Origin of the sequence: Salibacterium salarium, assembly GCF_030813635.1 — a bacterium.
Taxonomy (GTDB): domain Bacteria; phylum Bacillota; class Bacilli; order Bacillales; family Marinococcaceae; genus Salibacterium; species Salibacterium salarium.
Window position 1 is genome coordinate 809,956 of record NZ_JAUSUM010000001.1, and the last position, 23,897, is coordinate 833,852.

Annotated in this window: 21 protein-coding genes and 1 pseudogene; all 22 read left to right on the plus strand. The window is 40.0% G+C overall.

Annotated features, from left to right (window positions below):
* Positions 1-2 precede the first annotated feature (2 nt).
* The 22 genes and pseudogenes from opp4B (at position 3) to yunB (ending at position 23,823) form a co-directional block, all read left to right on the plus strand.
* Positions 3-966 (plus strand): annotated as a pseudogene (gene opp4B / locus J2S78_RS03860) (oligopeptide ABC transporter permease).
* Between the two features lie 17 nt (positions 967-983).
* Positions 984-1,889, plus strand: a complete 906-nt coding sequence (locus tag J2S78_RS03865; RefSeq protein WP_370871499.1) for an ABC transporter permease — start codon at positions 984-986, stop codon at positions 1,887-1,889.
* Positions 1,890-1,906: 17 nt separating this feature from the next.
* Positions 1,907-3,736, plus strand: coding sequence for an oligopeptide ABC transporter substrate-binding protein (gene opp4A, locus J2S78_RS03870; protein ID WP_306896431.1), 1,830 nt, complete (start codon positions 1,907-1,909; stop codon positions 3,734-3,736).
* A 435-nt stretch (positions 3,737-4,171) separates the two neighbouring features.
* Complete coding sequence (locus tag J2S78_RS03875; RefSeq protein ID WP_306896433.1) at positions 4,172-5,920, plus strand: ABC transporter ATP-binding protein; 1,749 nt, start codon at positions 4,172-4,174, stop codon at positions 5,918-5,920.
* Positions 5,921-5,938: 18 nt separating this feature from the next.
* Positions 5,939-7,765 (plus strand): ABC transporter ATP-binding protein, encoded by a 1,827-nt coding sequence (locus J2S78_RS03880; protein ID WP_306896435.1) that lies wholly within the window; start codon positions 5,939-5,941, stop codon positions 7,763-7,765.
* Between the two features lie 337 nt (positions 7,766-8,102).
* Positions 8,103-9,128, plus strand: coding sequence for a methionine ABC transporter ATP-binding protein (locus tag J2S78_RS03885; RefSeq protein WP_306896437.1), 1,026 nt, complete (start codon positions 8,103-8,105; stop codon positions 9,126-9,128).
* Positions 9,121-9,789, plus strand: coding sequence for a methionine ABC transporter permease (locus J2S78_RS03890; protein ID WP_306896439.1), 669 nt, complete (start codon positions 9,121-9,123; stop codon positions 9,787-9,789). The genes J2S78_RS03885 and J2S78_RS03890 overlap by 8 nt, the downstream gene beginning before the upstream one ends.
* A gap of 15 nt (positions 9,790-9,804) precedes the next feature.
* Positions 9,805-10,662: a MetQ/NlpA family ABC transporter substrate-binding protein gene (locus tag J2S78_RS03895; protein ID WP_306896440.1), complete on the plus strand. Its 858-nt coding sequence runs from the start codon at positions 9,805-9,807 to the stop codon at positions 10,660-10,662.
* A 183-nt stretch (positions 10,663-10,845) separates the two neighbouring features.
* The gene (locus tag J2S78_RS03900) at positions 10,846-11,226 is read left to right on the plus strand and encodes a carboxymuconolactone decarboxylase family protein (protein WP_306896442.1); all 381 of its coding nucleotides are present in this window, start codon (positions 10,846-10,848) and stop codon (positions 11,224-11,226) included.
* 208 nt (positions 11,227-11,434) lie between these two features.
* Positions 11,435-11,566 carry a YuzK family famiily protein gene (locus J2S78_RS03905; RefSeq protein WP_306896444.1) on the plus strand — a complete coding sequence of 44 codons (132 nt, stop codon included), beginning with the start codon at positions 11,435-11,437 and terminating at the stop codon, positions 11,564-11,566.
* A gap of 247 nt (positions 11,567-11,813) precedes the next feature.
* Positions 11,814-12,599, plus strand: coding sequence for a Fe-S cluster assembly ATPase SufC (gene sufC / locus J2S78_RS03910; protein WP_125554941.1), 786 nt, complete (start codon positions 11,814-11,816; stop codon positions 12,597-12,599).
* 18 nt (positions 12,600-12,617) lie between these two features.
* Positions 12,618-13,928 carry a Fe-S cluster assembly protein SufD gene (gene sufD / locus J2S78_RS03915; protein WP_306896446.1) on the plus strand — a complete coding sequence of 437 codons (1,311 nt, stop codon included), beginning with the start codon at positions 12,618-12,620 and terminating at the stop codon, positions 13,926-13,928.
* Entirely contained in the window at positions 13,928-15,151 is a 1,224-nt protein-coding gene (locus J2S78_RS03920; RefSeq protein ID WP_306896448.1) for a cysteine desulfurase, read from the plus strand. Before sufD ends, J2S78_RS03920 begins: the two co-directional genes overlap by 1 nt.
* Positions 15,138-15,584 carry a Fe-S cluster assembly sulfur transfer protein SufU gene (gene sufU, locus J2S78_RS03925; protein ID WP_306896991.1) on the plus strand — a complete coding sequence of 149 codons (447 nt, stop codon included), beginning with the start codon at positions 15,138-15,140 and terminating at the stop codon, positions 15,582-15,584. The genes J2S78_RS03920 and sufU overlap by 14 nt, the downstream gene beginning before the upstream one ends.
* 129 nt (positions 15,585-15,713) lie before the next feature.
* The gene (gene sufB / locus J2S78_RS03930) at positions 15,714-17,111 is read left to right on the plus strand and encodes a Fe-S cluster assembly protein SufB (protein WP_306896450.1); all 1,398 of its coding nucleotides are present in this window, start codon (positions 15,714-15,716) and stop codon (positions 17,109-17,111) included.
* 89 nt (positions 17,112-17,200) lie between these two features.
* Positions 17,201-18,064: a DUF72 domain-containing protein gene (locus J2S78_RS03935; protein WP_306896452.1), complete on the plus strand. Its 864-nt coding sequence runs from the start codon at positions 17,201-17,203 to the stop codon at positions 18,062-18,064.
* Positions 18,065-18,140: 76 nt separating this feature from the next.
* Positions 18,141-18,965 (plus strand): sulfite exporter TauE/SafE family protein, encoded by an 825-nt coding sequence (locus J2S78_RS03940; RefSeq protein ID WP_306896454.1) that lies wholly within the window; start codon positions 18,141-18,143, stop codon positions 18,963-18,965.
* Between the two features lie 35 nt (positions 18,966-19,000).
* Positions 19,001-20,395 carry a bifunctional metallophosphatase/5'-nucleotidase gene (locus tag J2S78_RS03945; protein WP_306896456.1) on the plus strand — a complete coding sequence of 465 codons (1,395 nt, stop codon included), beginning with the start codon at positions 19,001-19,003 and terminating at the stop codon, positions 20,393-20,395.
* A 69-nt stretch (positions 20,396-20,464) separates the two neighbouring features.
* Positions 20,465-21,562: an HD-GYP domain-containing protein gene (locus J2S78_RS03950; RefSeq protein ID WP_306896458.1), complete on the plus strand. Its 1,098-nt coding sequence runs from the start codon at positions 20,465-20,467 to the stop codon at positions 21,560-21,562.
* A 27-nt stretch (positions 21,563-21,589) separates the two neighbouring features.
* Positions 21,590-22,384: a thymidylate synthase gene (locus tag J2S78_RS03955; RefSeq protein WP_306896460.1), complete on the plus strand. Its 795-nt coding sequence runs from the start codon at positions 21,590-21,592 to the stop codon at positions 22,382-22,384.
* Entirely contained in the window at positions 22,381-22,875 is a 495-nt protein-coding gene (locus tag J2S78_RS03960) for a dihydrofolate reductase (protein WP_306896462.1), read from the plus strand. The genes J2S78_RS03955 and J2S78_RS03960 overlap by 4 nt, the downstream gene beginning before the upstream one ends.
* Before the next feature lie 63 nt (positions 22,876-22,938).
* Complete coding sequence (yunB, locus tag J2S78_RS03965; protein ID WP_306896464.1) at positions 22,939-23,823, plus strand: sporulation protein YunB; 885 nt, start codon at positions 22,939-22,941, stop codon at positions 23,821-23,823.
* The last annotated feature ends 74 nt before the right edge of the window (positions 23,824-23,897 follow it).

Below are 23,897 nucleotides of genomic sequence, written 5' to 3' on the forward strand. Positions count from 1 at the left end.
CGGTGTGGAAGTTTATTACAAGAAGAATTCTTTTAATGATTCCCCAGCTTTTTTTGTTAAGTTTGATTGTTTTCTTATTGGCAAAAGCAATGCCGGGAGATGCATTAACAGGCGCGATTAATGATCCGGGGATAGACCGAGAGACAATAGCAGAAATGAGAGAGGAAATGGGCCTCAATAACCCGTGGTATGTCCAATATATGGAATGGGCGGGTCATGCACTTACTGGTGATTTCGGGGTTTCGTATACCCATAAAATACCGGTTTCGGAAATCGTTGCACAACGTCTGGTAAATACATTTTGGTTGTCCCTTACTGCTGTGGTGTTTGTTTATATTATTTCTATTCCTTTAGGAATCATTAGTGGGCGTTGGAACGATTCTTTAGTTGACCGAATGATTACAGGTTATACATACATCGGCTTTGCCGCGCCGCTCTTTATTTTTGCACTAATTATGCTGTTTATTTTCGGATTTCAATTAGGGTGGTTTCCGACGGGGGGGAAGTGTTGCACCTAACACGGGAAACTTTTTTGAATATGTTCTGAGTAAGATTTATCACTTAATACTGCCGGCGCTGTCTATGGCACTTATAGCTACTGTATCAACAGTACAATATTTAAGAAGTGAAATTATAGATACAAAGCATAAAGAATTTATTTTGACAGCTCGTTCTAAGGGGATTGGTGAATCCAACGTTTATTCCCGTCATATACTTCGTAATTCATTGTTACCTATTGCAGCGTTTTTCGGATATGAAATTACTGGTTTAATCGTCGGCTCCATTTTTGTAGAGACTATTTTTAGTTATCCAGGAATGGGACAACTATTTTTAGATTCTATTCAGCTGAGAGACTTTAGTGTGGTCACTGCATTAGTCTTGCTCTTTGGGGCAGCAACAATACTTGGTGCTTTATTGTCAGACGTAATAATGAGCATAGTAGATCCAAGAATTCGAATAAAGTAAATAGGGAGGGACTGGTGGTGAATGTCCAACACAAAAATTTAGACGATCAAGCAATTACGAGTGAAAGTACTCCTGGTTGGAAAGTGGTATGGAGAGAAATTCTCTACGATAAAGTTTCATTAATTTCCCTTATACTCGTTGTTTGTATAATGATTGTTGTGTATGGGGGGACTATTGTGCTTGAGCAGGATGAAATTGTTAGGGTAGATTTATTTTCCATTCACGCACCTCCTTCTTCTGAATTTTGGCTGGGTACCGACTATGGAGGAAGAGATATATTCGGGCAACTAATCATTGGTACGAGAAACTCCTTGTCAATAGGTATATTAGTAACACTATTAAGTGGAGTAGTTGGAATAATATTTGGTTTAGCTTCCGGGTATTATGGTGGATTTGTTGATAACGTACTAATGAGAATTGTAGATTTTTTTATGTTTTTACCAAATCTATTAATCATTATTGTATTTGTAGCTATTGTTCCTGATTATTCGGTGATAACATTTGCCCTCATTATGACGATTTTTCAATGGATGCCAATTGCAAGAATGTTACGTTCAAAGGCCCTGCAGCAAAGAGAACTCCAGTATGTTGAAGCTTCAAAGACGCTAGGATCTTCAAATTTGCGTGTGATGTTTCGGGAGGTGATGCCTAATCTAAGCTCGATTATTATTGTCACAATGACTTTGCAGCTTGCAATGAATATTGGTATTGAATCCGGACTATCTTTTTTAGGGTTCGGCCTTCCGGAAAGTACACCCTCTCTTGGAACATTAGTCAGCTATGCTACCAATCCAGCAACTTTAGAAAGTCGGTGGTGGATTTGGCTACCCGCCTCCCTTTTAATACTGATTTTGATGTTGTGTGTGAACAATGTAGGTCAAGCGATTAAACGGGCAACAGATGCTAGACAAAGAAGGGTATAAGAAAGGGGAAAGAAAATATGAAAAAGGTAAAGTCAAGTAGATGTTGGTACCTTGTAATACTTGTTTTACTGGTCGGGATAACAGCCTGTTCAAATGATGAAACAAAAATAGACGTGGAAGAGGAATTAAACGATGAAAAGTCGGACGGAGAATCACCTGAAAGCAAGGATCTGGTGTCAATAGATGATTTTAGCAATCTGAAAAACAGCGGCAGCGACGACATAATCGATGGTGGATCCATGAACGTAGCGTTGACAAGCGATTCTGCTTTTGAAGGAACGTTGAACTGGAGTTTTTATTTCGGGACACACGATGCCCAGATTTTACAATGGTTTGATGAAGCGCTGCTGGAGTGGGGTGAGGATTATGTTTATAATAATAATGGAGCGGCAACCTATGAGGTCTCTGATGATAATCGGACATATACCATCGAAATTCGTGATGATGTTAACTGGCATGATGGTGAGCCGGTAAAGGCGGAAGATCTTGCTTATGCTTATGAAGTGATTGGACATCCGGATTATACAGGGATGCGCTATGGTGAAGATATTGCAAACGTGGAAGGAATGCCCGAGTATCACGAGGGAGAAGCTGATAGTATTTCCGGAATAGAGATTATCGATGAAAAAACAATAGAAGTTACATTTACTGAAGCAACCCCATCTATAGTAACTGGCGGGCTGTGGAATTATCCGTTGGCAAAACACATTTTCGAAGATATTCCAATAGAGGAGATGGAGTCTTCTGGTGCGGTAAGAGAAAATCCTATTGGTTTTGGGCCTTTTAAAGTAGAAAATATTGTTCCAGGTGAGTCGGTAACACTAGAAAAAAACAAAGACTATTGGCGTGGTGAACCGAATTTAGACGAAGTCGTATTACAAGTGGTTGGACCAAACGTTGTTGCTGAAGCTTTGCGAAGCGGTGAGATAGATTATGCTCCTGAATTTCCGACAGACCAGTATACAGATAACAAAGATGTTTCGAATCTAGATTATATAGCAACGACGGATAGAGCCTACACCTATATCGGATTTAAACTTGGAGAATGGGATGCAGCTGCTGGTGAAAATGTAATGAATCCCGATGCTAAGATGGCAGATGTTAACTTGAGAAAAGCAATGGCTCACGCTGTTGACAATCAAGCCGTAGCTGATAACTTTTATGACGGTCTTCGTTGGGCAGGAACAACGTTAATTCCGCCTTCGCACCCGAATTATCATGATGAAAATAATGAAGGATTACAATATGATCAAGAAATGGCGAACGATATCTTGGATGAGGCAGGGTATATGGACGTTAATGATGATGGTTTTCGTGAGGACCCTGATGGAGAGGAGATTACCATTCAATTTGCTTCAATGGAAGGCGGCGACACGGCTGAGCCAATTGCTAAGTATTATATACAGGCATGGGAACAAGTTGGTTTGAATGTTGAACTATTAGATGGGCGTTTGCAAGAGTTTAATGCCTTTTATGATCGAGTTGAAAATGATGATGAGGATATTGATGTGTTTCAAGCTGCATGGGGTGTTGGTATTGATGTGGATCCTGGTTCATTGTATGGACGCACAAGCCCATCTAATTATTCACGGTATACGAGTGAAAAAAATGATGAATTAATTAATGACGGTCTCTCCGACGAAGCTTTTGATTTAGATTATCGTTCAGAGGTTTACAATGAATGGCAGCAATTGATGACAGAAGAAGTACCAGTTTTTCCGACTTTATATCGGTCAGTTATGTCTGCAGCCAATAAGAGAGTCACCAATATATCCATTGGTGACGGGACCGAAGTATATTTGAATGAAATTGGTATTACAAAAGAGGAACCAGTGTTAGAAGAATAAACAAAAACATTCACCCCAAAAGATCTTTCTTCTTGGGGTGTTTTTTTATGGCATAGTATAAACATTAAGAATGACTTGTGAAAATGAAATAAAGATTTATATCCACAGGGAATACATAAATGTAAACGCGCAACTTAAAATATAAATTTCACGCCAGAAGAGCAAGTAAATTCTAAAAACAATGGCTACCATAATCGAAGCTGGTGTTCCGGAATTTATTAAAATAATTTATATTTACAAACAAAAATGAAAGCGGTTCCTCCTTTAACTTTCAAAATTTTTCAAATCAAACGATAGTCATGAATTAAACCCTTTTTTCTTCACTTTTCTTAAATTCTTTACACTTCACGGGTCGTCCTGCTTCTCGATAACTATTTCGAAAGTCGATATAGTAATAATACTGCTGTAAAAAGGGTTCCAATTAGGAGGGATACGATGTACATCTTTAAAAGATTAAAAGACTTTTATTGGCCGGATAAGCGACTTTTCGTTATATCCATATGTTTTTTAATCGTAATGACAAGTTTAACGATGGCTTATCCAATTGTACTTCAGTATGCAATTGATGAAGTGGTCATAGGGTCGAATTGGGGATTGCTGCCGTATCTGGCGGTGGGGTTTGTACTTATTACTGTGTTGAAAGCGATTGCGACATATATTCATCAATACTGTGGGGATATGTTTGGAATTCGTTCTGTGTATCGGCTGCGTGATCGCTTATATAAAAAATTACAGTTCCTTCCCTTTACCTTTTATGATAATGCAAAAACGGGCGATCTCATGTCGAGGTTGACCGCTGACGTGGAAGCCTTTCGTTTTTTTCTTTCGTTTGGTTTTGCCCAAGTCATTAATTTAGTATTAATCGTTTCTTTCAGCTTTGGAGTCATGATGTTTTACAGCCCGCAGTTAGCACTAATGACACTAGTTTCGATGCCGTTTTTAGCTATTGTTGTGTATCGTTTCGATCGTAAAGTGCACCCTGGATTTAAGCGAATTAGAGAATCGTTTGCCTCACTTACGACTAAAGTCCAGGAAAATGTGAGTGGAATGAGCACGGTGAAATCATTGTCCAAAGAAGATTTTGAAATCGGACGGTTCGAACACAGAAATGATGATTATAAAAATAAATCGTTATATACCGCTGGTTTATGGGCTAAATTCTTTCCGGTGATGGAGCTTATAGGGAACATTTGTGTTGTTGTATTACTTGGATACGGTGGTTTTCTTGTCATGCAAGGACAACTCCAAATTGGTCAGCTTGCCGCTTCTTTTAGCTTAATTTGGTACATTATTGGACCTTTGATGAATCTTGGTTTTATCATTAATACCTTTTCTCAATCGAAAGCATCCGGGGAGAGACTGCTTGAGGTGTTAGATGAAGGAGAGGTAGATCATAGGACAAATGCAGTGGCCGTTGATCAGCTGCAAGGAGATGTAACCTTTGCAAATATTAGTCATACGTATGAAGGTGAAGATCAACAAGCCTTAAATAATATTTCTTTTCATGCCTCTCCAGGTGAAACGATAGGTTTAATTGGTGCAACAGGAGCCGGGAAAACGACGATAACGCAATTAATTTCCGGATTTTATGAACCGAAAAAGGGAGACATTTTCATTGATGGAAAACCAATGTCTCATTATAGATTAGCTGACTTGCGTAAAAATATTGGTTTTGTACTGCAGGAATCGTTTTTGTTTTCTTCCACTATTCGGGACAATATCTCTTATGGAAACCCATACGCAAATATGAACGATATAGTAGATGCCGCGAAAAGGGCACAGGCGCATGATTTTATTATAGATATGGAACACGGATATGACACGGTGCTCGGTGAAAGAGGCATGGGATTGTCCGGTGGCCAGAAGCAGCGAATTGCTATTGCCCGGGCTATATTAGTCAATCCTGCTATCCTCGTTCTGGATGACGCAACGAGCGCTGTTGATATGGAAACGGAACAGCGGATTCAAGCAGCTTTTCAGGAAGTAATGAAAGGAAGGACGACGTTTATTATTGCTCACAGAATTTCTTCATTAAAACATGCAGATCAAATTATGGTATTAGAACACGGAAAAGTTATTGAACACGGTGTGCATGAGGAATTGTTAGAAAATAAGAGCGTGTATAGAAAAATTTATGACATTCAATTTCAAGATCGGGATGCCGTTTTGAAACGCCACGCTTAAGAACAAGGAGGGAAAAGGTTGAAAAAGGGTAAAATCACTGTTCAAGATAGAGCGTCACAAGGACGTTTTCATTACTCGCAGGATAATGTGATTGATAAGGCGTTCAACTGGGATCAATTAAAACGTTTATTGCGTTATATGAAACCTTATTCAAAACGGCTGCTGCCGCTTGCAGTGGCCGCAATGCTGATAGGTACAATCATACGGTTAATTGCCCCTGTTCTAATTGGTAATACGATAGATGAAGCAATCCGTCCCGGAAACTGGACGTTGCTCATGTGGATTACAATAATTTTAGCAGGCATGTATGCTATTCAATGGATTGCCAACTTTTTTCGTATAAAATGGATTAATCAAGTCGGGCAATATGTGATTTTTGATTTGCGGCGTGACTTATTCAATCATATTCAACGATTATCCCATCGTTTTTTTGATCAGCGTTCGGCGGGTTCTATTCTGGTCAGGGTAACGAATGACGTTCATTCTTTGCAAGAGTTGTTCACGAATGGTGTCATTAATTTGATGATGGATACGGTTATGCTTTTGGGGATCATCACGATTCTGTTTGTAATTAGTCCAGAGCTGACGATTGCGATCATGGTTGTACTGCCGATTATGTTTTACATTTCTACGAATTTACGAAAAAAGATTCGTCGCTCCTGGCAAGTTGTTAGATTGAAGCAATCGACGATGAACTCTCATTTAAATGAAAGCATTCAAGGTATTCGCGTGACGCAAGCCTATACCCAAGAGTACGAAAATATGGATTACTTTTCAGATCTTAATAAAGATACGTTTGATGCGTGGGATCAAGCGACGAGAAAAAGTGCTAAATTCCGGCCGCTTGTGGAATTATCCAATGCGGTAGGCACAGCTATACTAATTTGGTATGGTATTTACTTGATTGATACAACGGCTTTTTCAATCGGTAATTTTGTAACCTTTGCGACGTTCTTAGGAATGTTTTGGGAGCCTATATCTCGTCTTGGTCAAATTTACAATCAATTACTTATGGCAATGGCTTCTTCCGAGCGCATATTTGAATATATGGACGAAAGACCATCTGTACCGGAAAAAAAGAATGCAACGTCACTTGGAGATATAGAAGGTGATGTTCGTTTTGACAAAGTGGAGTTCAGCTATGACGAAACACGCGTTGCATTACATGAAATGGATATTCACATGAAACCAGGAGAAACTTTTGCACTTGTTGGTCATACAGGTTCTGGGAAGACAACGATTGTTAATCTTATCAGCCGATTTTATGATCCGACGAAAGGAAGAGTCATGATTGATGGGAAAGACTTGCGAGATGTCACTATTGACAGTATCCGTTCTCAAGTCAGTGTCGTATTGCAGGATACCTTTATTTTTTCAGGCACAATAATGGAAAATATCCGCTTTGGAGAACCGAATGCTACAGACGAAGAAGTGATGGAGGCTGCTTACCAAGTAGGTGCTGATCAATTTATTCGTGAATTAAAAAATGGCTACGATACGGAAGTGGAAGAACGGGGAAATGTGTTGTCAGTCGGTGAACGGCAGCTTATTTCGTTTGCGAGAGCTTTGCTTGCGGATCCGCGTATTTTAATTCTTGATGAAGCAACAGCATCCATTGATACCGAAACCGAACAAATTATTCAACACGCTTTGAAAACCTTATTAAAGGGAAGAACAGCTATTATGATTGCACATAGACTCTCAACTATTAGAGAGGCCGATAAAATCATGGTGCTAGAACAAGGGCGTGTGTTAGAACAAGGCAATCATGATGAACTTATGCGTCATAACGGAGAATATTACCGTTTAGTATGCGCACAATTTAATGTATTGGAAGCAGGATGAACAAGCGGGCATTTTATGGAGAAGGATACCTCAGTAAAATGCCCGCATTTTTATTTTAGAGCATTTTCTAGCGAAACAGACTCTTTTACTAGCGAATATCACATCATGCTTTCCGTGTTGACATGAAAGGATAGTCATGCTAGTATTCATTTTGTCTGAAAGGCTGAAACACTTCTCTAGTGTGCAATTTGATAGACAATACGAAGAAATGACATGCATAATATAGAAAGGAACAACGTTGTTCCTACACTCCGAGCTGAAAAGCCGGATTTTTCTAAGGTTTTTTAATAAGTTTTCTGATAAGATTAATCAGGATTAAGTAGACGAGGGATGAATCATGATATCATTAAAACAATTATCCAAAATATTTAAGACATCCGCCTCTACGATTACAGCTGTTGATTCCGTTGATTTATCGGTTGACGAGGGAGAAATTTTTGGAATCATCGGTTATAGCGGTGCGGGAAAGAGTACATTAATTCGTATCCTTAATATGCTCGAACGCCCGACTAGTGGAAATGTAACGGTAGCGGATAAGGATATGTCATCGTTAAGCGGCCGTTCGCTGCGTGAGGCCAGACAAGAAATCAGTATGATTTTTCAACATTTTAACCTACTTTGGTCGAGAACGGTGAAAGAAAACATAGCTTTTCCATTAGAAATTGCCGGTGTTGCTAAAGAAGACAGGAACAGCCGAGTCCATGAGTTAATCGATTTGGTTGGGTTAAAAGGCCGTGAAGACGCATATCCTTCCCAGCTAAGTGGTGGACAAAAACAACGGGTCGGTATTGCAAGAGCTTTAGCTAATAACCCTAAAGTGTTGTTGTGTGATGAGGCTACATCAGCGCTTGATCCCAAAACGACAGATTCGATTTTAGATTTACTGACTGATATAAATAAAAAACTTGGTCTAACGATTGTTCTGATTACTCATGAAATGCATGTCATTCGTAAAATCTGTCATCGTGTTGCTGTTATGGAAGAAGGACGTATTGTCGAGCAAGGTCCGGTACTTGATGTATTCCGTCAGCCTAAAGAAGAAATGACAAAAGAATTTGTGAAACAAGTGACAGAGCCGGAGGAAACGATGGAATCTATCTCTGACTGGCTCCATGACAAAAATCAAGGTCCTATTATCAAGCTTATGTTTTTAGGAGAAGACGCCGAGCAGCCTGTAATGACCGAGTTGATACGCCACTGCGGTGTTGCTGTGAACATATTGCAAGGCAAGGTGTCTAAAACAAGAGAAGGTAGTTATGGAACGTTGTTTGTCGAACTTCAGGGAGAACAAGAAAACTTGGATAAAGCGTTACAGTTCCTTGAAGACCACCGTGTAGAAGCGGAGGTGTTAAAGAATGATTAATAATTTGTTGCCGAATGTGAATTGGGAAAGTATGTGGGAAGCGTCGCTCGAAACGGTATATATGAGTATTGTTGCGGTGGCAATCACCTTTGTATTGGGAATTATCTTAGGATTGCTTTTATATTTAACAGATAAAGGAAACTTTTGGGAAAACAAAACGATTCATGCCATTACCGCGACAGTTGTGAATATATTCCGTTCGGTTCCGTTTATTATATTACTAATATTGCTTATCCCATTTACAAACCTATTGATTGGAACGATGCTCGGACCAAGTGCTGCATTACCGGCCTTGATTGTAGGTGCTGCTCCATTTTATGCTAGACTTGTTGAAATTGGACTCCGGGAAGTGGATAAAGGTGTAATTGAAGCAGCACAGTCTATGGGTGCTGGTCAATGGAGCATTATTATGAAAGTGCTGTTGCCAGAATCAATGCCTGCACTCATTTCTGGAATCACCGTTACCGGTATCACTCTTGTGAGTTATACGGCGATGGCAGGAGCAATTGGAGCAGGTGGTCTAGGAGATCTTGCTTACAGAGAAGGATTCCAGCGGACTCAACCGGATGTTACGTTTGCGGCAACGGTTATCGTTCTTATCATCGTGTTTATCTTTCAAACGATAGGCGATTGGATAACGTACAAAACAGATAAAAGATAAGAGGGGGATTTTATTATGAAAAATGTATGGCAATTGTTTGCCGTGTTTGCGCTTGTATTACTACTAGCTGCTTGCGGCACAGGAGAAAATGAGGAACAAGAATCAGGCGATGGGGAAGACCAAGCATCAGAAGAAAACACAACGTTAACAGTAGGAGCGTCAAATGTACCTCACGCTGAAATTTTAGAATTTGCGTCTGATCAATTAGCAGAAGAGGGCATTGATCTTGAAATTGAAACGTTCAATGATTATGTTCTTCCGAATAAGGCTCTTGCTCAAGAAGAAATTGATGCGAACTATTTTCAACACGTTCCTTATTTTGAAAATCAACTCGAAGAAAATGAAAACTTTGACTTCATTAACATGGGAGGCATTCATATTGAGCCAATTGGTCTTTACTCCCAGGAATATGATTCATTAGAGGACTTGCCGGAAAATGCTGAAATCATTATGGGTAGTTCAGTTACCGATCACGGCCGCATTTTGTTAATGTTACAAAAGGAAGGTCTCATTACATTACCGGATGACGCAGGTGTGGATGCAACAATTGAGGATATTGAAGAGAATCCGAACAATTTTGAGTTTCGTGCTGATATAGAACCGGCTACACTTCCTCAGGCTTATAAAAATGGAGAAGGAGACGCTGTCCTTATTAACTCGAACTATGCACTTGATGCTGATTTAGATCCAGCGGAAGATGCGATTGCATTTGAAAATACGGACGAGAATCCATACGTAAATATAATCGCAGCTCGGAGTGAAGATGAAGACAATGAGGACATTCAAACATTAGTTGAAGTTCTTCAATCTGATGAGGTGACGGAGTTCATTAATGATGAATACGGTGGAGCCGTTGTTCCAGCAAATGAATAATATAATCGTACAAAAAGCCCGGTATTCCCGGGCTTTTTTCATTGGTAAGGAGATCATGCAATGGAGATATGAACATCGATTTACAGGCCCCGTTACAGGAAAAATTGCAAATGTTGAAACATAAGAATGAGAGTAAGCGTTTGAAGCATACTAAGGCTAAAGGAAAAAATAGGGGGATTCCAGATGCCGGAACAAGAAAACCAACAACAATCAATGGTTCAACAAGCGTTGCAAGAGTACAAAGAGGGATTGAGTCAATTTAATGAAAAGATACCACATATAGCAAGAAGATATAATGCCTTCACAGAAGCTTGCTTTGCCAAAGGAGCGTTATCTCAAAAAGAAAAACAAAGAATTGCATTAGGAATTAGTGTTTTTGCACAAGATGAATATTGTATCATTTATCACACGAAAGGTTGTTTAGATGAAGGTTGCTCTGAAAAAGAAATTCTTGAAACGATAGGAGTCACCGCAGCATTCGGAGGGGGAGCCGCAATGAGCCAAGCAGTGACACTGGTTCAAGAATCAATAGACGAGTTACAAACGGGCAATAACGTTCACTAACACAGTAGTATAGGGAAGAAACTCAGCGCAATTGTAACTATATTTAAAAATATTCAGAACCATCCTTTCTAAGATTGAATTGTAAGATAATTTAACAATTATTCCGTTTTGTTGTGATAAAACCTGAATGATATAGTTAAAACCGTGTTATAACAAAAGAAAGGATGGATTTATTATCCATACAATTACGAATGAAATGGAAAAAGCTATGCATCAATCACACGGTTTCGGTTACGCAGAGTACAATCGAAGTTTAGAAAAACGATTGAAAGTAGAAGCGTCGAGAGAACGGGATTATAAAGCAAGTTGCCAACTTGCAGCAGAGTTTCATAAGCTTTAAGTAAGTATTTTACTTTCTCGGAGAAAGTATCTTTGTTATACTATAAAAAGTGAATTCAATGAAGAAGGGGGGGCTGAGCCTAATCATGGCGGCTCCCTTTTTAAATGACAGAAAGACAAGAGATCGGGGGAGTTTCTCTTTTCTTGAAGTCTATTTGGATTTGTTATAAAATAATAATGAGAATAAATTGAGAATTATAAGGAAGCGTAAAAATTCCTTTAAAATTGATACGATGGAGGTATTTCATATGGCAGGATCAACACTTAAAATCGAAAATCTTCATGTCGAGATTGACGGTTCAGAAATTATTAAAGGGTTGGATTTAGAAATTAACGGTGGAGAAATTCACGCAATTATGGGACCTAACGGAACGGGTAAGTCTACACTTGCTTCCGCAATCATGGGTCACCCAAGATATGACATTACTAAAGGTAGCGTTTATCTTGATGGTAAAGACGTCCTTGAAATGGAAGTGGACGAGCGTGCGCATGCAGGAATGTTCCTTGCCATGCAATATCCAAGTGAAATCAGCGGAGTGACAAACTCAGACTTCATGCGTTCTGCAATTAATGCTAATCGTGAGGAAGGCGACGAGATTTCATTGATGAAGTTCATTAGAAAAATGGATAACAAGATGGATGAACTGGAAATAGATCAATCTTTCGCTCAGCGTTACTTAAACGAAGGGTTCTCTGGCGGGGAGAAGAAACGTAACGAAATTCTTCAACTTCTAATGCTTGAACCAAGATTGGCTATTCTTGACGAAATTGACTCCGGTCTTGATATCGATGCCCTTAAAGTTGTTTCTAAGGGGATAAACAGCGTGAAAGGGCCTGAGTTTGGCTGCTTAATTATTACACACTATCAGCGTCTGTTGAACTACATCACACCAGATAAAGTTCACGTTATGATGCAAGGACGTGTTGTGAAATCTGGCGGTGCTGAGTTGGCTGAACGATTAGAGAATGAAGGGTACGACTGGATTAAAGCAGAACTTGGAATAGAAGACGAAAAAGTCGGCGAAGAGGCGTAATAGCAGGGAGGTTATATGATGTCAGTGGATACAAAATGGACGTTTGATGAAAATTACGTAAGAGAGTATTCTCAAAATCGTGGTGAACCAGAATGGCTTACAGAAGAGCGCCTTGCTGCTATCCGTCTTGTGGATGAGCTGGAGCTTCCTAAGCCAGAAAAAACGAATATAAAAACATGGAATTTCACAGAATTCAAGCACGATTCGGGTGAAGTAGCAACAGTTGATTCTGTCGATGATCTTCACGATGATGTACAGAAGCTTATTGATCGCAGCAGTGAAGAACAGAATCTCATTGTCTTTCGCGATGGAAAGCCGATTTACAAGAAAGCAAGCGATCATTTAAAAGAACAGGGTGTACTGTTTCTAGATATAGAGACAGCGGCGAAAGACCACAGCGACCTTCTCAAGAAATACTTCATGGGTAAAGCAGTTGATGTTGATGAACATCGTCTTACCGCACTCCATGTAGCTCTACTAAACGGTGGTACATTTATTTATGTTCCTAAAAATGTAAAAGTAGAGGCTCCTCTTCAAACAATTTATTGGCAGGAAGACCCGGAAGTCGGGCTTTTCAACCATGTTGTTGTAGTGGCAGAAGATAATAGTGAAGTGACTTATCTTGAGAACTATGTTTCCTTTAATAAAGAACAGAACGCTGTAGCTAATATTATTGCAGAAGTTTATGCCGGCGCAGGTTCAAGCGTTTCTTACGGCGGTGTCGATCACTTTGAAAAAGGGGTTACGACATATGTGAATCGTCGCGGTCATGTTGATAAAGATGGCTACTTGGAGTGGGCATTAGGTCAAATGAACGAAGGAAACACGGTTTCAGACAACACTACCTACCTTCTAGGTGACGGGTCTCATGCCGATACAAAAGCTGTATCAATTGGACGTGATGACCAAAGCCAAAACTTCTGGACCAATATTGTGCATTACGGAAAACACTCAACCGGGCACATCCTCACTCACGGTGTTATGAAAGATAAAGCTTCTTCTATCTTTAATGGTGTCACAAAGATTGAAAAAGGTGGTACAAAAGCAGATGGACAGCAGACAGAACGCGTATTAATGCTTAGTGAAAAAGCACGCGGAGATGCTAACCCTATTTTGCTTATTGATGAGGATGATGTAACAGCTGGTCACGCGGCATCTGTTGGACGTGTCGACCCAATGCAAATGTTCTATATGATGAGCAGAGGTGTTTCCAGAACGGAAGCAGAACGCTTGATTATCCACGGATTCCTTGCTCCAGTGGTAAACGAACTTCCAATTCAAGCGGTTAAAGATCGCTTGACTGAAGTTATCGAAAGGAAAGTGTATTAATGGATGTAAAGGAAATCAGAAAACAGTTTCCTATTTTGCATCAAGAAGTAAACGACAGCCCGCTCGTCTATTTAGACAGCGCGGCTACTTCCCAGAAGCCGTATAAGGTGATTGAAGCGGTGGAAGATTATTATAGACGTTATAACTCTAACGTTCACCGAGGCGTTCACACATTGGGGAGTCTCGCGACAGACGGTTATGAGGGTGCACGTGAAAAAGTCCGCTCCTTTATTCATGCTGCCAGCACGCAAGAGATTGTTTTCACACGTGGCACGACGACAGCTATTAATACCGTTGCCTATAGCTATGGACGTACGAACCTTCAAGAAGGAGATGAAATCGTTCTGACGCCGATGGAACACCACAGTAATATCATTCCATGGCAGCAAACAGCTAAGGCGACTGGAGCGACGTTAAAGTATATACCGATGCAGGCTGATGGTACGCTATCGCTTGAGGATGTAAAAGCAACCATTACATCCAACACGAAAATTGTGGCTGTAACACACGTATCTAATGTCCTCGGTACGTTAAATCCAATTCGGGAAATTGCACAGATAGCTCATGACAATGGTGCGGTTATTCTAGTGGACGGTGCCCAAAGTGTCCCTCATATGAAAGTGAACGTACAGGAACTTGATTGTGACTTTTTTGCTTTTTCGGGGCACAAAATGGGTGGTCCTACAGGTATTGGGGTATTGTACGGAAAGAAACGGCTGCTTGAGAACATGGAACCAGTAGAGTTTGGCGGGGAAATGATTGATTTCGTCGACTTATATGATTCGACATGGAAAGAGCTACCGTGGAAATTTGAAGGTGGTACTCCGATTATTGCTGGTGCTATTGGTTTAGGTGCAGCTATCGATTTTCTTGAAGATATAGGAATGGATAATATCGAAGCCCATGAAACGGAACTGGCACAATATGCACTGGATCAATTAAAAGACGTAGATGGACTTCATATCTATGGTCCTGATAAACGTGCGGCGTTGGTTACGTTTAATATAGACAGTGTGCACCCCCATGATGCTGCGACGGTACTTGACTCAGAAGGAATTGCGGTACGGGCAGGTCACCATTGTGCACAGCCTTTAATGAAATGGCTTGATGTGGTCGCAACGGCCCGCGCTAGTTTCTATGTGTACAATACAAAAGAAGATATTGATACCCTTAAAGAAGGTTTAATAAAAACAAAGGAGTATTTTGGTGATGTCTTTGCATAGTAATCTCGATACTCTTTACCGCCAAGTAATTATGGATCATTATAAGAACCCGAGAAACCGTGGGGATATAGAAGGCGACGCTCTTCATATCAATATGAACAACCCTACTTGCGGGGATCGTATTCAACTACAGCTGAAAGTGGATGACAATAAAATATCCGACGCTAAGTTTGTAGGGGAAGGATGTTCAATCAGCTTATCTTCTGCATCTATGATGACGGAAGCAGTAAAAGGTCAGACGTTAGAAGATGCGCTTGAAATGTCCGATATATTCTCAAAAATGATGCAAGGTCAGGATTATGATGATGAAAAGTTTGAGCTTGGCGATATTGAAGCTCTTCAAGGAGTGACAAAATTTCCGGCACGAATAAAATGTGCTACACTTGCATGGAAAGCAATGGAAAAAGGGCTCAATGAAGAAGAAGACAAGTAAATTGTAAGAAAAATGATTATATACCTTTCTTTTTTCAAGGGATAGCCCCTATAATGAAAGAAGGAAGTTGTTTCTCAAATAGTTGCAAAGGTCAAAGGAACAATATTTCCTAAAAGGAGGTCATTCAATATGGCTAAGCAAATGCCAGAAATGGAAGAATATCAGTACGGCTTCCATGATAAAGACGTCTCTATTTTCAGGTCTGAACGAGGATTGACTGAAGATATTGTCCGTGAAATTTCAAGTATCAAAGAGGAACCGGAATGGATGCTTAATTTCCGTTTGAAATCTCTTGAACAATTTTATAAAATGCCTACTCCTCAATGGGGTGGTGACTTGTCAGGTTTACATTTTGATGACATCACTTATTATGTAAAACCTTCCGAGCGCTCTGAGAATTCATGGGATGAAGTGCCGGAAGAAATTAAAAACACATTTGATAAACTTGGTATTCCGGAAGCAGAACAAAAATATTTAGCTGGTGTATCAGCTCAATATGAGTCTGAAGTTGTTTATCATAACTTGCAGGAAGACCTAGAAGAACAAGGTATTGTGTTTAAAGATACAGATACTGCACTGAAAGAAAATGAAGAGTTGTTCAGACAACACTTTGCTACGGTTATCCCGGCATCAGATAATAAATTCTCGGCGTTGAACTCAGCTGTTTGGTCCGGTGGATCATTCATCTATGTTCCAAAAGGCGTAAAAACGGAAACGCCGCTTCAGGCTTATTTCCGTATTAACTCCGAAAATATGGGACAATTTGAACGTACGCTAATTATTGCAGACGAAGATAGTTCCGTTCACTATGTGGAAGGTTGCACAGCACCTGTTTACTCCACAGACTCTCTGCACAGCGCAGTCGTTGAAATTATCGTGAAGAAGAATGCATATTGCCGTTACACGACAATCCAAAACTGGGCTCCTAACGTTTATAACCTTGTGACAAAACGTGCGGTTGCTGACGAAGGCGCAACAATGGAGTGGGTAGATGGTAATATTGGTTCAAAACTTACGATGAAATACCCATCTGTTTTGATGCGTGGCGAAGGAGCAAAAGGTACTATTCTTTCCATTGCTATCGCAGGGAAGAATCAACACCAAGATGCAGGCGCTAAGGTGATGCACTTGGCACCAAACTGCTCTTCTACGATTGTTTCTAAATCCATTTCCAAACATGGTGGAAAAGTTACGTATCGCGGTATCGCACACTTTGGACGCAAAGCGGAAGGCTCTAAGTCTAAAGTAGAGTGTGACACGTTGATTATGGACAATGAATCAACTTCCGATACTATTCCTTACAATGAGATTTTGAATAACAATATCGCGCTGGAACACGAAGCAACAGTTTCAAAAGTGTCAGAAGAACAACTCTTCTACTTGATGAGTCGCGGTGTTTCAGAAGAAGAAGCAGTAGAGATGATTGTAATGGGCTTTATTGAGCCATTTACTAAAGAATTACCGATGGAATATGCGGTAGAAATGAACCGTTTAATCCGTTTCGAAATGGAAGGCTCTATCGGTTAATTTTTGATACTACGTTTAAGCACGATAAAAGCGAACCCAGTAGAGGGTTCGCTTTTTCTTTGACGCACTGTAAAAAGGAGGAACGGTATATGATTCATGTTGGTTTAACGGGATGGGGCGATCATGATCTAATATATCCGCCTGGAACGAAGCAAACAGAGAAATTACAAGCCTATAGTTCTCATTTTCCGGTTGTAGAATTAGATACGGCATTTTATGCTGTTCAACCAGCAAAAAACTATAACAAATGGATTCGGGAAACTCCAGATCGTTTTTCCTTTATTGTGAAGGCGTATCAAGGTATTACGGGCCATGAGCGTGGGGATATTCCGTTTGATACGAAAAAAGAAATGTTTTTGGCTTACACGGAGTCTTTAAAACCGTTACAGGAAGCAGGGAAATTGGACATGGTTTTATGTCAGTTTCCCCCGTGGTTTGAGTGCAATAAAGAAAACGTTGCCTATTTACGTTATGTTAGAGAAAAATTAGGAGATTTTTCTTGTGCCTTAGAATTCCGGCATCAATCTTGGTTTTCTTCTGATTATAAAGAGAAAACATTAGAATTCATGAAAGAAGAGGAATGGATTCATAGTATATGCGACGAACCACAAGCAGGGACTGGTTCTGTCCCCACCATTTTACGTCCGACACATGAGGATAAAACGTTAGTACGTTTACACGGCAGAAATAAAGAGGCTTGGAAGAGCCCCGTTCAAGGAGAAAGATGGCGTAGTGTACGGTACTTATATAATTATTCAAGAAATGAGTTGGAAGAATGGTACAAAGACCTGCAAAAATTAGAACAGCAAACGAACCACATTTATTTTATTTTTAACAATAATTCGGGCAGACACGCTGCTGCGAATGCAAAAACTTTTCTGGATATTGCCGATATTTCATATGAAGGACTTGCTCCTCAACAAATTTCATTGTTTGATGACATGGAATCATAGTAAAATAATAGGATAAGCAAAACATAAACGGTAAAAATTATTAAAATAGCTTTGGTAAAACGAAAAGAGGGAAACTATGGAATGGGTAGTGTTAGTTGCAACTGGACTACTCGCCGGAACGCTTGGAAGTTTGATGGGTCTTGGCGGAGGAATCATTGTTGTGCCTGCTTTAATGATTCTTAGTGGATTTAGCGCTTTTTTTGCTGATATTACGCCACAGACTGCGGTGGGAACGTCTCTTTTGATTATGATATTTACAGGTTTGTCTTCCACCTTGGCTTATATGAAACAAAAAAAAGTTGATTACATAGCTGGAGCGGTATTCATAATAGGCGGTGGCCCAGGCGCATTATTTGGAGTTTGGTTAAATAAAGATATTGAAGCTGCTCCTTTTCTTATTTTCTTTGGACTATTTATGGTGGTCGTATCTTTTATTCTGTTAGTCCGGCATAAATTAAGCCCACTTAAAATAAAAGGAAAGGGAGTCAGACGAACATATATTAACACAGACGGGCAAGAAGTCGAGTACGGATTTCAACCTGTCGTAGCGATTGTAATTGCTTTTGTGGTAGGGATGCTTTCGGGTTTATTCGGTATTGGCGGAGGTTCATTAATGGTTCCGGTTATGATATTATTGTTTGGATTTCCACCTCACTTGGCTGTAGCCACATCTATGTTTATGGTTTTACTTTCTGCTTTGATCAGCTCTGTGTCCCATATCGCTCTTGGAAACGTAGAATGGTTATTTGCCCTCGCTTTAATCCCGGGAGCTTGGTTTGGCGCTAAACTCGGAGCAGAAATTAATCGTCGGTTGAAGAGTAATACTTTAGTAATGATACTACGAGTGTTTCTTATTATTATTGGAATCAGATTAATGTGGCAAGGATTCACTAGTTTATAATCATATATGACACGCAGGAAAAGGCGGTGCAAGCATTGTCTTCAATCATACCTTTACATTTTTACCATACCAACGATTTACATAGTCATTTAGAACAATGGCCGGCTGCTGTATCCTTCATGGAAAAACGCCGCCATTTTCATGAACAGAAAAAAGAATCCGCCTTTTTTTTGGATATTGGTGATCACGCGGATCGTGCACATCCCATGACAGAAGCGACGCGAGGAAAAGGTAACGTTACACTTATAAATCAAGCCGGCATTCATCATGCCACAATTGGCAATAATGAAGGAATTACCCTTTCTAAAGAAGAATTGGAAAGTCTTTATGATAATGCTGAATTTAAGGTATTGCTTGCCAATCTTTTTAATGAAAAAGGAGAACGACCTAGATGGGCAATACCTTTTGATGTTTTAGAGACAAAGGAAGGAATCAGAGTAGGCTTAATCGGGCTAACGATACCTTTTTACCCGTTCTACAGTGAACTAGGCTGGGATATAAGAGATCCGGTCGAAATGTTGCCAGCATTACTTGAAGAAGTTAGAGCACAATCTGATGTTGTGGTACTGCTCTCTCACCTTGGCTATCCACAGGATGAAGAAATTGCGCGTCAGTTTGATATAGATGTCATTATTGGTGCGCATACTCACCACTTATTAAAAACGTCGGTACTGTTAAATAACACACTTATTGCCCAATGTGGGAAGAACAGCTATTACGTTGGACAGATTAAGCTATTGATAGACCGAGAAACGAAGCGAGTGATGAAGAAAGAAGGGGCTGCTGTGGATGTGAGTAAGGAAGACTATCATCCGCAAACAAAAGCTTTGCTGAAACAATTAAATGATGAGGCAGCTAAAGTGTTAAATTCACCAATCGTAGATCTTCCTTATCATATTCCTGTTTCGTGGACCGAGCCGTCGTTATTTGCTGATTTGTTGGCGGAAGCTATTCGAGACTGGTGTGAAGCTGATATTGCGATGCTGAATTCAGGGTTGTTACTGGAGTCTCTTCAGCCCGGCAGTGTAACGTTGAAAGACCTTCATCGTTTATGTCCCCATCCAATTAATCCTTGTTTAATAGAAGTGAAGGGAGCTGTATTAAAAGAAACCATAGCTGCAGCTTTTACGAATAAAATGATACACCTTCCCCTGAAGGGTCTCGGATTTCGCGGTGAAATATTAGGACGTATGGCGTTTTCAGGGATGGAAGTCGAAGTAGAAGAAATAGAAGAAGAGTTGCACGTAAAAGACATTACCGTGCGCGGCATGCCTTTAGATCCTGATGGAATATATAAGTTAGGCACAGCCGATATGTTCACATTTGGTCCATTATATCCTGGACTTTCTCATAGTACCTCTAAAAAATACTTCATGCCGGAAATGATGCGAGATGTATTGGCTGATAAATTAAAAAAAGATTTTCAGTGATGAATTAGTTATGTATGGCAATAGAACGTATAACATTGTTGATAGGTGCCAGTAAGGGAGTGGAGAGAGATGAAACTGAAAAGAGTCGATGCTTTAGAATCGAACGATAAACTTGGTAAAGCATTATTAAATGACGATGGGAAAGTATTACTTAATAAAGGGGTAGGGCTGTCGCCGCGGTTGATTAAACGGTTAAATGAAAATCATATTAAATATGTATACATTGAGGACAGTGAGACTGATGATATAGTCGTCGAACAGCCCCTAAGTGATGAAACTAGGGTTAAGGCTTTACAAACAATGAAAGAGGAATTTACTGTTATTGGAAAAGATGAAAAGTTAGCTACATCCTTGAGGGCAGAAAAAGTTAGTGAGAACTTCACTAATGTTGTCGATATGGTTTTGAATGATGTCAAAGGTCATAGTGAAGCTGTCTCTTTGTTATCTGATGTCATGCTATTTGATTCTTACGTCTTTTCTCATTCTCTACAGGTGACCATCTACTCTCTTCGACTTGCCATGGAGCTTGGTTACTCTGATAAACAGTTAAGAGAAATTGGACTCGGAGCGATTTTACACGATGTCGGCAAAATGAAATTGCCGGAAGAAATATTGAATAAACGTGGAAAACTTACAGAAGATGAGTTTAAGGAGATAAAAAAACATCCTGAAAATGGTTATTACATTTTGAAAGATATGCCGAATGTTCCGCTTCTGGCAGCTCATTGTGCGTTGCAACACCATGAACGTTTGGATGGAAGCGGCTACCCGTCTGGACTAACCGACAAAGAAATGCACGACTACGCGAAAGTGATATCGGTTGCGGATGTATTTGACGCTGTCACTTCTCATCGAGTGTATAGAAGCGCTATGTTACCTTCACAAGGGTTAGAGATTTTATACAGCGGAGCGGGAACATTATTCGATTATGAAAAGGTTGCAGCATTTCAGAAAGTGGTAGCCTTATATCCGTCTGGCATGAAAATCGATCTTAGTGATGGTTCTAAGGGAGTTGTTGTGAAACAAAATAAAAACTTGCCACATCGGCCGGTTGTCAGAGTGATGGAGGAAAATGGGGAGACTGTATCCGAACCTTATGACATTGATTTATTACTCAAAACAAATATTACGATTACCGGTAGTGAAACATACGAAGATATAGAATAACCATATCGGAAGAAAGGCAGCGATAGTATGGAACAATACTTACACTTGTGTAAACATATACTTGATAACGGAATCGAAAAAAAAGATAGGACAGGCACCGGAACAATTAGTACGTTTGGCTGGCAGATGCGTTTTAATTTAGAAGAAGGATTTCCTGTTATTACGACGAAAAAACTGCCACTCCGTGCTATCATCCACGAACTATTATGGTTTTTGAAAGGTGATACGAACAACAAATATTTACAAGAAAGAAACGTAAAGATATGGAACGAGTGGGCGGATGAAAACGGTGATTTAGGTCCTATTTACGGCAAGCAGTGGCGTTCTTGGGAAGGGGCGGACGGAAAGATAGTAGACCAGATTTCTCAAGTGATTGATCAAATAAAAAATAATCCGGATTCCCGCCGAATGATTGTAAGCGCATGGAATGTGGCTGAAATAGAAGATATGGCTCTTGCCCCCTGTCATTGCCTCTTTCAATTTTATGTACACGACGGTAAGCTTTCCTGTCAGCTCTATCAACGAAGTGCGGATATGTTCCTAGGAGTACCGTTTAATATCGCCTCCTACGCTCTTTTGACTAAAATGATTGCACAGGTGTGCGGCTTGAAAGCATCTGAATTTATACATACATTTGGAGATGCGCATATTTATCTGAATCACGTAGAGCAAGTGAAAAAGCAGTTAACAAGAGACCCACGTCCGCTACCAACGATGTGGATAAATCCTGATGTCGAATCTATTTTTGAATTCACGATAGACGATTTTGAGCTCGATGGATATGACCCACATCCTCATATTAAAGGAGAGGTGTCGGTATGATTATCAGCTTTGTTGCTGCTATGGACGAGAAAAGAGTCATAGGTGCTGACAATAAAATGCCGTGGTATCTGCCGAATGATCTCAAACATTTTAAAAAAGTAACTCACGGCAATCCTATTGTTATGGGAAGAAAAACTTTTGAGTCGATTGGAAAACCGCTTCCCGGCCGGCGCAATATTATTATAACGAGTGACGTAGATTATAAGGCACAGGGTTGTGAGGTATTGCATTCTGTGGAAGACATTCAATCGCTGCAGACGGAGCCCTCGGAAGAAGAAATTTTTGTAATAGGCGGGGCCACTATATTTGAACAAACGTTTGCTCTTGCTTCTAAAATGTATTTAACCATTATTCATGACACGTTTTCAGGAGACACCTATTTTCCAGCTTGGAATGAGGAGGAGTGGAAAAAACTAGAGGAAGTCGAAGGGACGATGGACGAAAAAAATAACCATCCCCACACATTTCTAACGTTGGAAAGAAAAGCATAAATAATGATTGAACCCGTACTTCTTTGCATATAAATGAAACAGGCAAAGGAGGACGGGGTTCTTATGAAACAAAAACGATTATTTAATACTCCACGACGGGCAAGAGGACCGCTCCCTTTCCGGTATGTTTTTTTTATATCCTTTCTAATATTTATTTTATTTACCGTTCAAGGACTCGTTCTGGTTGAGAAAGGCATACGCCCAACCTTGATGGCTATTGCGCATACAGAAACCCAAAAAATTGCGACACAGGCTATTAATGATGCGGTTTCTAATAAAATTGTCGAGTACATTGATATTGAAGACATGATTGATATGGAAACGGATAGCGAAGGAAACGTGACGTCGGTGAACTTTAATTCGGAAATGTATAATTTAGTCCAGTCCGAAGCCGTCTTGCGAGTGCAAAGATATTTACACATGGTGGAACAAGGAAATATAGAAGAATTGGGTATGCCTAAAGAAATAGAGCAGGAATTAGAAACGGAAAATTTTACAGAAGAAGGGATTATTCATGTTATTCCACTCGGTCAGGCTACAAATAATGCGTTATTAGCTCAACTGGGACCTAGAGTCCCTGTCCGTTTTACTGCGATTGGGGATGTAAAAGCAAATTTAAGCGAGTCGATATACGAATCAGGAATTAATAACACTTATATGCGTGTTTCTGTTGATATTGAAGTGGATGTCCGGGTTGTCATTCCATTTGCGACAGATACGCAAGTGGTTTCGACTTCCATTCCTGTAGGTATGGTATTTATATCTGGCGAAGTGCCGGAGTTTTATAACTCGGGGGACGGTGATATGCCATCTCCAGCGGTGATTCAAGAAGAAGATTTTGACAACGTGCTAGACGAGGAAGCGGATGCGGAAGTGGAAGATCCGGAAGCCCCTCAGCAAGAAGAAAATCCGGAAGAAAATATTTTACAAGAAAATGAAAATGAGTGACATATATTTTTTGACAAATGTAAGTTTAAAAATTACAATAAAACAATGAATTATCAGACAAAAGTTGCAAGAGA

Bases quoted from the DNA above. Each gene is read 5' to 3' on its own strand.
- opp4A (WP_306896431.1), top strand. From the start codon at position 1,907: ATGAAAAAGGTAAAGTCAAGTAGATGTTGGTACCTTGTAATACTTGTT.
- J2S78_RS03875 (WP_306896433.1), top strand. From the start codon at position 4,172: ATGTACATCTTTAAAAGATTAAAAGACTTTTATTGGCCGGATAAGCGA.
- J2S78_RS03885 (WP_306896437.1), top strand. From the start codon at position 8,103: ATGATATCATTAAAACAATTATCCAAAATATTTAAGACATCCGCCTCT.
- J2S78_RS03890 (WP_306896439.1), top strand. From the start codon at position 9,121: ATGATTAATAATTTGTTGCCGAATGTGAATTGGGAAAGTATGTGGGAA.
- J2S78_RS03895 (WP_306896440.1), top strand. From the start codon at position 9,805: ATGAAAAATGTATGGCAATTGTTTGCCGTGTTTGCGCTTGTATTACTA.
- J2S78_RS03900 (WP_306896442.1), top strand. From the start codon at position 10,846: ATGCCGGAACAAGAAAACCAACAACAATCAATGGTTCAACAAGCGTTG.
- J2S78_RS03905 (WP_306896444.1), top strand. From the start codon at position 11,435: ATGCATCAATCACACGGTTTCGGTTACGCAGAGTACAATCGAAGTTTA.
- sufC (WP_125554941.1), top strand. From the start codon at position 11,814: ATGGCAGGATCAACACTTAAAATCGAAAATCTTCATGTCGAGATTGAC.
- sufD (WP_306896446.1), top strand. From the start codon at position 12,618: ATGTCAGTGGATACAAAATGGACGTTTGATGAAAATTACGTAAGAGAG.
- J2S78_RS03920 (WP_306896448.1), top strand. From the start codon at position 13,928: ATGGATGTAAAGGAAATCAGAAAACAGTTTCCTATTTTGCATCAAGAA.
- sufU (WP_306896991.1), top strand. From the start codon at position 15,138: ATGTCTTTGCATAGTAATCTCGATACTCTTTACCGCCAAGTAATTATG.
- sufB (WP_306896450.1), top strand. From the start codon at position 15,714: ATGGCTAAGCAAATGCCAGAAATGGAAGAATATCAGTACGGCTTCCAT.
- J2S78_RS03935 (WP_306896452.1), top strand. From the start codon at position 17,201: ATGATTCATGTTGGTTTAACGGGATGGGGCGATCATGATCTAATATAT.
- J2S78_RS03940 (WP_306896454.1), top strand. From the start codon at position 18,141: ATGGAATGGGTAGTGTTAGTTGCAACTGGACTACTCGCCGGAACGCTT.
- J2S78_RS03950 (WP_306896458.1), top strand. From the start codon at position 20,465: ATGAAACTGAAAAGAGTCGATGCTTTAGAATCGAACGATAAACTTGGT.
- J2S78_RS03955 (WP_306896460.1), top strand. From the start codon at position 21,590: ATGGAACAATACTTACACTTGTGTAAACATATACTTGATAACGGAATC.
- J2S78_RS03960 (WP_306896462.1), top strand. From the start codon at position 22,381: ATGATTATCAGCTTTGTTGCTGCTATGGACGAGAAAAGAGTCATAGGT.
- yunB (WP_306896464.1), top strand. From the start codon at position 22,939: ATGAAACAAAAACGATTATTTAATACTCCACGACGGGCAAGAGGACCG.